Source organism: Actinomyces succiniciruminis (genome assembly GCF_900002405.1).
GTDB classification, from domain to species: Bacteria; Actinomycetota; Actinomycetes; order Actinomycetales; family Actinomycetaceae; genus Actinomyces; species Actinomyces succiniciruminis.
Genome location: NZ_LK995473.1, coordinates 58,162 through 70,624, shown reverse-complemented (window position 1 = coordinate 70,624; position 12,463 = coordinate 58,162). Strand labels below are relative to the sequence as shown.

The following is a 12,463-nucleotide window of genomic DNA, read 5'->3' as shown; positions in this document are numbered from 1 at the left end:
GCAGGCGCTCCGGTTCCGCGATCAGCCACGCCACGACGTGAGTGTCAAGCAAGTAGGCCACGCCTACTCCCAGCTCTCAAGTTCGTCTTCCGCCAGGGGCGCGAAGAAGAACTCATCGGGAACCTTGAGATCGGAGCGCACCCCGAAGGAACGACGCTCTTCCGGAGCCACGACCCTCAGCGTGGCGACGGGCCTGCCACCCCGAGCCACCGCACGCACGCCGCCGCCTCCACCGGACACCACCACGCACCTGTCACAAAATGCACCACTTTCGGACCGCGTCACCGCCAGGAACATACCGAAACCGCGGAAAACCGCGGACGCAGCCGACACGGCCGGCGGCCGCAGAGCTGAAAGTGGTGCATCCAATGACACCCCCGACCCCACCAGCCACCTCACCCGAGCACCAACACCGCCCCAGCCACCTCACCCGCACCCCGACACCCCTTCCCACCCGCATCCCAGCCGGCCCTTCGTGACGCCTGCGCACCCGCACCCGTCCGCTTGCGTAGGCTGACGCCATGAATTGGCTGATGGGCATCCGCGTCGTGTGCACCGTCATCGTCGCAGTCACGACGGTGGTCGGCGTCTTCGTGTTCGGCCGCGCCTGTTGCACCATCGCCAACCGCATGGGCGTGGGCCGCCCCGTCCCCCGCGAGCGCCTGCGCCCGGTCGGCCGCCGCCTGATGCACATGCTCGGTGAGGTCGTCGGCCACACCGCCTTCAAGGGCCGCCCCTGGATCCGGGCCGCGCACTGGCTGGTGATGGTCAGCTTCCCCCTGCTGTTCCTGACCCTGGTCACCGGATACGGCCAGGTGTTGGCCGGCCCGCACTGGGAGTTGCCGTGGCTGGGCCACCAGGCCTGGTGGGCGTGGGTGGTGGAAGGCATCGCCTGGCTGAGCCTGGCGGGCATCGTCCACCTGATCACGGTGCGCCGCCGCCTGACTCGCCGCCGGGCCGCCGCGCCCCCCTTCGACGCCGACTCCGCCGGCGGCACCCGCACCCGCACCTCCCGTTTCGCCGGCTCCAGCCAGGGGCAGGCGCACTTCGTGGAGGCGATCGTGGCCGGCGTGGTGGTCTGCGTACTATCCCTGCGGATGCTGGAGCACGCCCAGCTTGCGCTCTCCCCCGACCCGGCCGACGCCGCCCTCGCCCACTGGACGCACTTCCCACTGACCGCCTGGACCGGCCCACTGCTGGCACCACTGAGCGCAGACGCCCTGGCGGCCGCGATCACGGTGGTGGCAACCGCCAAGATCGTCATCTCCATGTGGTGGTTCGTGGTGGTCGGCCTGCAGCCGTCGATGGGCGTGGCCTGGCACCGCTTCCTGGCCTTCGTGAACCTCTACGCACGCCGCAACACCGACGGCACCAAGGCGCTCGGCCCCGCCCAACCGCTGCTGCTACCCGACGGCCGGCCGCTGACCGCCGACACCCTGGACGACCTCGACGCCGCCATGGAGGCTGCCGAGGAGGCGGGCACCGAGGTCAAGCTCGGCGTGGAGCGCATTGAGGACTTCACCTGGAAGGGCCTGCTGGACTTCTCCACCTGCACCGAGTGCGGCCGCTGCCAGGACCTGTGCCCGGCGTGGAACACCGGCAAGCCCCTGTCCCCGAAGCTGTTCACCCTGGCCCTGCGCGACCACCACGCCGCCGTCGCCCCTTACCTGCGGGCGGCGAGCGCACTCGGCGTCGAGCCCGACGAGGTCACCGAGGAGATGCTCGCCGAGCGCCGCAGTGCCCGCGGCCCGCTCGGGCGGCTGGCGGGCATGACCGACGGCCTGGAGGACGACGACGATCTGGGCCTGGCTCCGGGCAGCGCCCACACCGGCGACGTGCTGGGCGCCCTGCTGGCCGCCAAGGCCGCCCCGAGCGACACGGGTGTGGCCACGCGTCCGGCGCCGCTGGCCGGCGAGGTGATCCCCGCGGACGTGCTGTGGTCGTGCACCACCTGCGGGGCGTGCGTGGATCAGTGCCCTGTGGACATCGAGCACCTGGATCACGTGATCGACGTGCGCCGTCAGCAGGTGCTCATGGCCTCGGCCTTCCCCAAGGAGTTGGGGCAGATGTTCCGCAAGCTGGAGTCCAAGGGCAACCCCTGGGGCCTGGCGGCGCGCAGGCGCATGGATTGGGCCAAGGGCCTGGACTTCGACGTGCCGGTCGTCGGCGTGGACGTAGAGGACGCCTCCGAGGTCGACTACCTGTTCTGGGTGGGCTGCGCGGGCGCCTACGAGGACCGGGCGAAAAAGACGACACGGGCGGTCGCCGAGCTGCTACACACCGCCGGGGTGTCCTTCGCCGTCCTGGGTGACGCCGAGGCCTGCACCGGCGACCCGGCCCGCCGCGCCGGCAATGAGATCCTGTTCCAGACGCTGGCGGCGCAGAACGTCGAGACACTCAACGAGGCCGGCGCGCAGAAGATCGTGGTCACCTGCGCCCACTGCTTCAACACGCTGGCCCGCGAGTACCCGCAGGTGGGCGGGCACTACGAGGTGCTGCACTACACGCAGCTGCTGGGCCGCCTGGTGCGTGAGGGCCGCTTGCGTCCCGCCCCGCCGCAGGCCGCCCGTCCCGACGACGCTGCGGCGCCCGCTCCGGAGTCGTCCGCGACGACGCCGTCATCCACGCCGCCCGCAGCCCCGACCGTCACCTACCACGACGCCTGCTACCTGGGCCGCCACAACCGCATCTACTCCCCGCCGCGCGAGTTGCTGGAGGCGACCGGCGCCACCACCGTGGAGATGCCGCGCAGCCACGAGCGCGGCTTCTGCTGCGGCGGCGGCGGGGCGCGGGCCTTCATGGAGGAGTCGATCGGCACCCGCATCGCGGTGGAGCGCTCGCGCGAGGCGATCGGCACCGGCGCGCAGGTGATCGCGACGGCCTGTCCGTTCTGCACCACCATGCTCTCCGACGGCGTCGCCTCCGAGGGCGCCGACGTGCGCGTCACGGACGTGGCCACCCTGATGCTGGAGTCCGTCCGCCGCGGCCAGCAGCCGACGCCGGCCTGAGCGCCTAGAAGTCGGTCGCGACGCTTACCCCGGTCAAGGCGGCACGAATGGCGCCCGGGCGCACGTCTCCCTGCCGCAGGATCGTCGCCCGGCCGTCCTGAACCTTGACGATCGTCGACGATGCCGTGGTGCCCTGATGCCCGCCCTCGAGGATCAGGTCCACCGCGTCGCCGATCTGCTCGCTCGCGAGTTTCAGGTCCACCAGGACGCCGTCGGCCCTCCCGGACAGGTTCGCCGAGGTCATCGCCACCGGCCGACCGATGAAATCCAATAGTCGTTGCAGGGTCGGGTTGGACAACACCCCGAGCGCAACCGTGCTGCCTCCGCGCACTAGGAAGTCGGGCACCGCGTCGCTGCGCGGCAGGACCAGGTTGAAAGGACCTGGCCAGAACGCCGCCGCCAGTGCCTGAACCGTGGCCCTGTCCGCCGCGGGTACCCGCGTGTAGCGTTCCCAGTCCCCGGAGTTCCGCAGGAACAGGGTCAGTGGGGAGGTCGCCGGGCGGCGCTTGATGGCGAAGGCCCGCTCAATGGCCGCCTCGTTCCAGGCGTCGAGTGTCAGCGCCAGATTCGTGTCCGAGGGCGCCACGATAACGCCCCCGGTCAACACAATCCGGGCCGCGCGTCGAAGGTTCTCCTCCGTAGCGGCAACCACCTTCGGATGGTGGAGGGCGTCGGCACTCGTCTCAGTCATCGGTCGCCGCCTCCAAACGAGGATCAGGGAGTCGCATCGAGTCATTCTCCCCCGCCCAGCGCCGCTTACTGGCTCTTCCGGTTTGTGGGTGTTGCCGGCCTGGTGGGTGGTGTGCGCCCGGGCGCCCCCGCCGCGGGGCGGAATGTCCGAGTTCGGCACAAAGACCGTCGGCGACCGCCGGGGCCGTTTCTGAAACCGCATGATTCCAACGCTCTGCCCACGGTCGTCGGCAACGTCGGAGTCGTTTGCGCCGATTGTGGACACTTTGGGCCGCCACGCACGCGACCCGGCGCCAACGGCAGGCCACCGCCGGTGGACAAGCCCCCCTCCCGAGGCCACGCCAATACCAGAACCGTCATCGCCAACATCCTCGCCCCCTACCCCACGCACCCGAGGTCACCCCTCCAACACCACAACCCCCGGGGGAGCCGGTTAGCGCCCACCCGGAACTCTCGGCTCTGCCCGGCACCCGATGCGCCGGTTGGCGGCGGTCAGGCCAGCCGGGACCGGCGCCCGCACCCTTCCCCAGACCCCTACATGGACCGCGGCCCTCCAGTTGGACCGCCTGAGAGCGCGTCTGGCGCGGTCCAAGCGCAGCTAGAGGGTCCAAGCGCAGCCCGGCGGTCCAAGCAGGCGCGGGCCAGTCGACCGAACCACAAGCAACAACACACCCCAGACACCACCCCAACCCCCACCCCCACACCCTCAAACCAGAAGAGCGGTTGTGTCCCTTAGGGTGGTGTAGCCGCCGGTGGTTGGTTGCTCGCATGGATTGTGTGGGTGCGGTGGCCGTGTGGTCCTTCGAGGAATCTCCTACAACCCACTCGAAAGGACATCTACCACGATGACCGCTCCTCACATGTTGTCGACCCTGCCACCGTCCTGGAGGAAGCCCTTGGGCAGGCCTCGCCGGATCTGATGCGCAGCCTGCTGCAGACCATGATCAACGCGCTTGTGAGCGCGGATGCGGACGCGGTGTGCGGCGCCGAGTACGCCCCGTCCCAGTTCCGAGCGCGTTGCCCGGCGTAATGGTTACCGGCACCGGCCCTTGGACACCAGGGTCGGAACCATTGACGTGGCGATCCCCAAGCTGCGCTCGGGCACTTACTTTCCCGAGTGGCTGCGCGGGGCGCCGCAAGCGCTCGGAGGGCGCGCTGATAACGGTGGTCGCCGACGCCTACCTGGCCGGGGTGTCCACCCGCAGGACGGGGCAAGCTGGTGGGGACCCTGGGCATCAACTCGCTTTCGAAGTCCCAGGTCTCCCGCATGGCCGAGCAGCTAGACGAGCAGGTCGCCGCCTTCAGGCAACGGCCCCTGGGACAGGCGGGCCCGTTCACGTTCGTGGCTGCCGACGCCCTGACGATTGACAGGTGCGTGAGAACGGGCGCGTGGTGAACGCGGTCTGTCTGACCGCCACGGGCGTCAACAATGACGGTCACCGTGAGGTCTTGGGACTGCGGGTCGCCACATCCCAGACCGGCACCGCCTGCAAGCGAGTTCTTCGCCGACCTGGTGGCCCGTGGTCTGTCCGGCGCCGGGCTGGTCACCACGCGGCGCCCATACGGGCCTGGTTGAGGCGATAGCCGCGAACCTGCCCGGGGCCTCCTGGCAGCGGTGCCGCACCCACTACACGGCCAACCTGATGGACACCCGCTCCTAAGAGCGCCTGGCCGGCGGCCCGAGGCCATGGGGCACTCGGTGTATGACCAGCCAGACGCCCAGGCGGTACAGGCGCAGTTCGGCCGGCTGCTGAAATACACCCGTGAGCCCTTGCCCGACGTCTTTGAGCACCTGGACGCATCCCGGGCCGACCTACTGGCATTCACTGCCTTCCCTACCGACGTGTGGCGTCAGATCTGGTCCAACAACCCTCAGGAGCGCCTGAACAAGGAGATACGCCGCCGCACCGACACCGTCGGCATCTTTCCCCATCGTGATGCCATCACTCGCCTGGTCGGCGCCGTCCTGGCCGAGCAGACCGACGAATGGGCAGAAGGCCGCCGCTACTTCTCCCTGGAAGTCCTCAAACGCTGCCGGCAAGACCCCGACACCGACACCAGCACCAACCCGAAGGAACCCAAGCAACTCACCACCACACAACACACCTGACACCCGGCTTAAGGAAGGACCCGAACCACTACACCACCACACAGGACTTGACCAGAAGAGCCCGTTTACTACGCCTGTTCGAGGTCTGCTACGCCACTTCGCGGTCTACTGAAGGCCTCCGAGGCATACAGCAAACCCCTAACCGGCGTACCCAACGGCGAAGTGGCGCAGTAGTGAGCTCTCCGGCGTCGGCGCACGCCCATGGCCGCTACAGGCCGGCCATCTCCTTGGCAGCCTCCAGGACGGCGTCGAGCATGTCGGCGGTGAGCCGCCCGGTGAAGGTGTTGCGCTGACTGGGGTGGTAGCTGCCGAGCAGCATCACTCCCCGCCCGTCGGGCCGGGCCAGTTCGGCGCGGACGCCGTGGCCGAAGCGCGGCTTGGGACGCGGCACCGTCCAGCCGGACTCCCGCGCCACCCGCAGCGCCGTGTCCCAGGCAATACCGCCCAGGGCGAGCACCACGCGCACCTGGCCGAGCAGCTCCAGCTCGCGGGTGATCCACGGCAGGCAGGTGGTCTTCTCCGCCGTGGTCGGCCTGTTGGCCGGCGGAGCACAGCGCACGGCCGACCCCAGACGCAAGCCGGTCAGCCCCTGTCCGTCGCCGGCGGCACGCGAGGTCGGCAACGCCGCCAGGCCGGCGCGATGGAAGGCGGAGAAGAGCCAGTCGGAGCCATCGCCGGTGAACATGCGGCCGGTGCGGTTGGCGCCGTTGGCGGCGGGCGCCAGGCCGACCACGAATATGCGTGCGTCCACGGGTCCGAAGCTCGGCGCGGGCCGACCCCAGTAGGGCTCGTGGGCGAAGGCGGCACGCCTCCCGGTGGTGGCGACCTCCTCCCGCCAGGCCACCAGCCGCGGGCAGGCCCGGCACACGCTAATGCGCGCATCGAGTCCGGCCGGATCAACGTCGGCGGCCAGGCGCCGCACCTCGTCGGCATCGCGGGCCACGGGCGTGTCGGCGTCGGCGGGGTCGTCGGGCCAGCCGCTCCCCGGCGGAACGGGCGAGTCGAACATGGCTCCGGTCAGCGGGTGCGGGTCAGGCACGGCTCACCTCCGGTAGGGGTCGATGTGCAGACGCATGCCGCGCGGATCACGCACCAGTCCCGCCGTCTCCAGCAGCCGACCGACCACCGGGTCCAGTGCGGAGACGCCGTTGAGGACCTCCACCACGCGCTTGCCGGAACGGGTCGCCTGGCGCAGCACGTCGCGGGTCTCGGCGGCGACGACGGCGGCCAGTGCCCGCTCCAGCTCCGCCCCCTCGGTGGTGTAGCAGGTGAGGGCGCGCAGCCGCTCGGCCGCGTGCAGCACCGGCCGCCCGCCGATCAGGACGACACGCGCGCCCTGCCGCGCCGCCGGGCGCGGCAACTCCCCATCTGCGACATCCGCAGCCCGTGCCGCCAACTCGGGCGGCAGTACCGGCTCGGGCCAGGGGACGACGCCGCCCATGAGGCAGGCGGGGTCCTTCAGATCCAGCACCACGACCGATTCGGGGCAAGAGGCGGACGACTGCTCCGGCGCCCGCCCGGCCGCGGGCTCGTCCGACGGCGTGAACTGTGCGGCGGTTGGCGTGCCCGCGGCGACGCCGTCGGTCCCGCCGTCCCGCCCCGCCAGGGCGCGCAGCCGGTCGACGGTCTCCCGGCCGGCGAGCTGACTCGGCCCGAGCCCGGTGACGAAGGCGCCGCGCAGCACGACGCCGGTGTCCTCCATGCGTCGCAGCACCGGCAGCAGCGGGGCGATGCCGCCCGGGATACCGGCGGCGAGCGCCACGTCTCGGCTGACGATGCCGTAGCGGTCGAGCAGGGATTCGACGTCGGCCACGGCCTGCTCCTCGGCCGTGACCTGCGGCGGGGCGAGCCGACGCCAGGATGCGGTCGCGAGCGCGGCGGCGAGCGCCGGGTTGTGGGCCGCAGTCGGGCTGCCGCCGGCGGCGGAGAGCCCACCGGCCGTCGAGGCCGATGAGGGCCGTAGAGCGTCCGGGGGCGGCAGCGACCCCGACGCGGGCGGCGTCGACTGCGCCGCCCCGGCAGATCCGGCCGGGCGTGTGCGTTCGGTGAGATAACCCGTGCGGTAGCCGCCGTAGCGGCGGGTGCGGCGACTGCGCACACGCCGCGGCGGCGCGGCCGGTGGCCGCGGCTGGAGGAGTGCCCGCACCGGTGCGAAGGAGTCGGCGGTCAGCTGCCCGGAGCCCACCAGCGCCCACTGTTCCTCCGCGTCGTACTCGCCTGCGCCGACGGGCGCTCCGGCGACGGGCGCCAGCGGCGAGTCGGAGGGGAAGAAGGCGATCTCGCCCACTGTGACCCCGTCCTGCGTCCGGCACACCCAGATCACGTCTCCGGAGCCGATGAGGTCGTCGAGCATGGTCGGGCGGTAGTCGGCCACGCGCGCCGGGAAAACCACGGATTCCCAGAGCCCGGCGGGCAGCCATACGCCCTCCAGGGCGGCAATCGCCTCCGCGAGCGCCTCCACGCCGAGCCCGGGCGCGACGCCGACGCCGAATGCGCACCTGCGGCCGGCGGCACCAGGCGATCCGGGCGAACCCTGCGCTCCCGGCGAACCCGCCGCCGCTGATGCGGCATCCGCCGCCTCCGCACGCGCAGTGATACCGGCGCGCTCCAGCACGAGCCGCTGCAGGGCCGCGGGCGGCACCGGCTCGACGGCGGCCCGCGCCTTCGCCAGGGAGCGGTTGCGCACCCGGGTGAACACCTCGGGTGCCATCCAGCGGACCTGCGCGCCGCCGCTCAGACGCATGAGCGCGCCCTCATCGGCCAGCGCCTTCAGCGTGTCCGCGGCCACAGAAACGCCCAGGCCGAAGGCCCCGGCCACCGCCTCGGCGGTCACCTCAGCGTGGGTGCGGGCGTGGCGCAGCACCAGGTCGGCCAGCGCCCCACGGGGTGCCGAAGCCTCCGCAGCGACCGCGGGAGCACCCAAAATCCCCGCGACGCCGACGGCGGGCGATTCAACGTCCGATTCCGCCTGCCCGGCAGCCGGCTCAACCGGTGCGGTCGACGTTGTCACAGCGGGCCGCACCGCCCAGTCGGGCACCTGGACCCCGAGGGCGTCGCGCAGCGCCGCCGCATCCTCCGCGCGCGCCCAGCACTCGCGTCCGCCCACGCGCACGGGGAAGGCGCGCCGCGCCCGTTCCAGCGCCGTGAGCCCCACGCGCACTCCCTTAGGGGCCCCGTCCCCAACATCAGCGGCGGTCTCGTCCCCTCCCGCGGCACCACCGGCGGTATCCCCTACGACGCCGCCGGCGTCCGCATCCTCGCCCGCGGCAGCAGTCTCAGCCTGCCCGCGCACCGCCGATTCGCCGTCGTCGCCCCGGCAGCGGGCGGCCAACTCCCCCACCGACAGCGGGCCGAGTTCACGCAGCAGGTCGGCCAGCCCCTCGGCGTCGGCCCACGCTCGCCGCCCGGACGCCAGGTGCTGCAGCTCGGATTCGACCTGCGCCATAACGTCCTTATCCAGCAGGTCGGCGATGCCGCCGTCGCCCACGAGCTCGGCCACGGCGTCGGGATCCAGGGACAGCAGCTGGGCGCGGCGCTCGGCGTGCGGGAGGTCGTACTGGTACAGGAAGGTGCCGGTGTAGCCGAACAGCAGCGGCCCGGCAAAGGGCGAGGGCACCTGCGTTACCGCCTCGACCACACGCGCGCGCCCGGCGGCCAGCCGCTCCATGAGGGCGCGCAGGGCGGGCAGGTCCCACACATCCTGCAGGCATTCGCGGGCCGCCTCCACCGCCACCGGGAAGCTCGGGAAGCGCCGGGACGCCTCCTGGAGCTGACCGGCCTTCAGCCGCTGGAGCCACAGCGGGGTGCGGCGGCCGGGGCGCGCGGAGGGCATGAGCAGCGCGCGGGCGGCGCACTCGCGGAAGCGGGCGGCGAACACGGCGGTCTGGTCCACCCGGGTGCGCACCAGCTGCTCGAGCTCGGCGGCGTCGAAAACGAACAGCTCCGCGCCCGGCGGCTGCTCGGTGGGCGGGGTCTGCAGCAATATGCCGTCGTCGCCGGTGACGATCTGCGGGTCGATCCCCAGCATGCGGCGGGTCCGCTCCTTGATCGCCATGGCCCAGGGCTCGTGCACGCGGCGGCCGAGTGGGCTGTGCAGGATCAGTCGCCAGTTGTCGGCCTCGTCCCGGCACCGCTCCAGCACCAGGTCGGTATCGGAGGGGACGACGCCAGTCGCCGCCCGCTGCTCGCGCAGCAGCGCCACCAGGTTGGCCTGCGCGCCGGCGTCCATGCCGGCGCGGCGCAGGCGGTCGGTCAGTTCCGGCTGGGGCGGGTCCCCGAAGCCGCCGTCGCCCAGGGCCGCGGCCGCATGCCGCAGGAAGGCGCCCTTCGCGGCACCGGTGGCGGCCGGGCGGCCAGCGCCCTCGCCGCGCCAGAAGGGCAGCCGGGCGCTGCGGCCGGGGGCGGGGTCGACGACGACGCGGTCCGCCCCGATCTCGCGGATGCGCCAGGAGGCGGTACCCAGGGTGATCACGTCCCCGACGCTGGACTCGTTGACCATCTCCTCATCCAGCTCCCCCACGCGGCGGCGGCCGGCGGCGGCGTCGCCCTCGGGCAGCATCACCGGGAACATGCCGCGGTCGGGGATGGTGCCGGAGGCGGCGACGGCCAGGCGCTGGGCATTGGGGCGGGCGGTGAGTGCGCCGGTGGACCGGTCCCAGATGATCCGTGGGGAGAAGTCGCTCAAGTCGGCGGAGGCGTAGCCGCCGGCGAGCAGTTCCAGCACGGAGTCGAAGGCGGTGCGGGGCAGGTCCCGGTACGGGGCGGCGCGGGTGACGGTGGTGTACCAGTCGTCAGCGGTGCGGTCCTCGACGGCGACGGCGGCCACCGTCTGCTGGGCGAGCACGTCCAGCGCGTTGGACACCAGCGCGGTGTGTTCAATGCTGCCGGCGCGCATGCCCTCGGCCACGACGGCCGCGTCCACGAGCTGGGTGCGTTCGATCGGGTAGATGACCCCGCGGGGCCGCCCGCCGACGCGGTGCTCGGCCCGGCCCACACGCTGCAATCCGGCGGCGACCGAAGGCGGGGGCGCCACCTGGAGGACCAGGTCGATGGAGCCCATGTCGATGCCGAGTTCCAGGGAAGCGGTGGCCACCACGCAGCGCAGCTCGCCGGACTTGAGCTCCTCCTCGACCAGGCGGCGCTGCTCCTTGGATACCGAGCCGTGGTGGGCCTTGGCGATCACCGGGGCGTCGGCCGGCAGGGGCTGGGTGTGCTGGGAGGCGCCCATCTCCCAGGACTCGTGGTGGCGGACGGGTTCGGGGATGCTGGGTGGCGGGTCGACCAGGTCCTCGGCGGTGACACGGTATGCGGTGGCGGCGCCTTCCGCAGCAGCGTCCTCCATGGCGGCCGGGTCTTCGGCGGCCTGCGGGCCCGCCGCGGCGGCCCGGTCTCCGGCCCGAGCGGCCGCCGGGGCGGACGCGGCGCCTCGTTCGGCCAGGTGGGCGGCGTAGGCCTCGTTCAGGTGCGCGGTCAGGCGCTCGCACACGCCCCGGGAGTTGACGAAGATCAGCGTGGTGCGGTGGGTGAGGACCTGCTGCAGCAGGGCGTGCTCGATATGCGGCCAGATGGAGGCCGTCATGCGGGCCGGGGCACCCGCGTCGGCGGATCCTCCGGTGCCGGCGATCTCGCCGGCCATGGCGGCACGCAGGGCCCGATCGCTGCGCCAGGCCTGCCGACTGCTTCTGCCGCCAGCGGCACCGGTCGGGCCGTCCGGGCGAGTGCCGCCTGCCCGCACCCCTCCGCCTGGGCCACGGCCGATTCCCGTCCCTCCGTCCGGGCCCCCACGGCCGGGCGCACCCCGCAGGGCGCGCTCGTGGCGGTCGAGCGTGGCCGGGACGCGGGCCATGTCCGTCACGGGCACGGCGACGGTCACATCGGGAGTGGCGTGGGCGTCGTCGTCGGCGATGATGCCGACCGGGTGGGGGCCGCCCAGGAAGCGGGCGATCTCCTCGGGCGGGCGGACCGTCGCGGACAGGCCGATGCGTTGAGCGGGGCGGGGCAACAGGTCGTCCAGCCGCTCCAGCGACAGAGCCAGGTGGGTGCCGCGCTTCTGGCCGGCGAAGGAGTGGATCTCGTCGACGATCACGGTCTCCACGGTGCGCAGCGTCTCGCGCACCGCGCTGGTGAGCATCAGGTACAGCGACTCCGGGGTGGTGATGAGGATGTCCGGCGGGCTGGTGCGCAGGCGGCGCCGCTCGGCGGGGGTGGTGTCTCCCGTGCGCATGCCGACGGCGAGCGGTGCCGCGGGCACGCCCAGTTCCGCGGCGGCCGCGGTGATGCCGGCCAGGGGACGACGCAGGTTGCGTTCCACATCGGCGCCGAGGGCCTTGAGCGGGGAGATGTACAGGACCCGCACCCCGCGCCCGCGCGGCTGCCGAGCGCGGCGGCGGTCGGCCGGGGCGGCGTCGCCGGGGGCGGGCTCACCGCCCTGGTCCACTTGCGCCACGGGGCGGGAGAGACGGTCGATGGCGGACAGGAAGGCCGCCAGGGTCTTGCCCGAGCCGGTGGGGGCAATGACCAGGGCGTTCTCGCCGCGGCCGATCGCCTCCCAGGCGCGCCGCTGCACCGGCGTCGGCCCGGTGGGGAAGGCGGCGTCGAACCAGGCGCGCGTGGCGGCAGTGAAGGCAGCGGGCAGTGTGGGCGGCATCGGGGCCAG

Annotated in this window: 4 protein-coding genes and 1 pseudogene; 2 read left to right on the top strand and 3 right to left on the bottom strand. The window is 72.6% G+C overall.

The window, feature by feature from the left end; genetic code table 11:
• Positions 1 to 521: 521 nt before the first annotated feature.
• Positions 522 to 3,008: a (Fe-S)-binding protein gene (locus BN1056_RS03080; RefSeq protein ID WP_210578960.1), complete on the top strand. Its 2,487-nt coding sequence runs from the start codon at positions 522 to 524 to the stop codon at positions 3,006 to 3,008.
• A 4-nt stretch (positions 3,009 to 3,012) separates the two neighbouring features.
• Here the strand turns inward: BN1056_RS03080 and BN1056_RS03075 are convergent, their stop codons facing one another.
• Positions 3,013 to 3,699, bottom strand: a complete 687-nt coding sequence (locus tag BN1056_RS03075; RefSeq protein ID WP_210578957.1) for an L-threonylcarbamoyladenylate synthase — start codon at positions 3,697 to 3,699, stop codon at positions 3,013 to 3,015.
• Positions 3,700 to 4,543: 844 nt separating this feature from the next.
• Between BN1056_RS03075 and BN1056_RS03070 the strand changes: the two are divergent.
• Positions 4,544 to 5,808: pseudogene (locus BN1056_RS03070) on the top strand (IS256 family transposase).
• A gap of 208 nt (positions 5,809 to 6,016) precedes the next feature.
• Here BN1056_RS03070 and BN1056_RS03065 read toward each other — a convergent pair.
• Both BN1056_RS03065 and BN1056_RS03060 read right to left on the bottom strand, forming a co-directional pair.
• Positions 6,017 to 6,847, bottom strand: a complete 831-nt coding sequence (locus BN1056_RS03065; protein WP_204519904.1) for a uracil-DNA glycosylase — start codon at positions 6,845 to 6,847, stop codon at positions 6,017 to 6,019.
• Between the two features lie 3 nt (positions 6,848 to 6,850).
• The gene (locus BN1056_RS03060) at positions 6,851 to 12,454 is read right to left on the bottom strand and encodes a DEAD/DEAH box helicase (RefSeq protein WP_210578955.1); all 5,604 of its coding nucleotides are present in this window, start codon (positions 12,452 to 12,454) and stop codon (positions 6,851 to 6,853) included.
• Positions 12,455 to 12,463 lie beyond the last annotated feature (9 nt).

What these genes read in the sequence shown, in the direction of transcription:
- BN1056_RS03080 (WP_210578960.1), top strand. Translation starts at nt 522, where the DNA reads ATGAATTGGCTGATGGGCATCCGCGTCGTGTGCACCGTCATCGTCGCA.
- BN1056_RS03075 (WP_210578957.1), bottom strand. Translation starts at nt 3,699, where the DNA reads ATGACTGAGACGAGTGCCGACGCCCTCCACCATCCGAAGGTGGTTGCC.
- BN1056_RS03060 (WP_210578955.1), bottom strand. Translation starts at nt 12,454, where the DNA reads ATGCCGCCCACACTGCCCGCTGCCTTCACTGCCGCCACGCGCGCCTGG.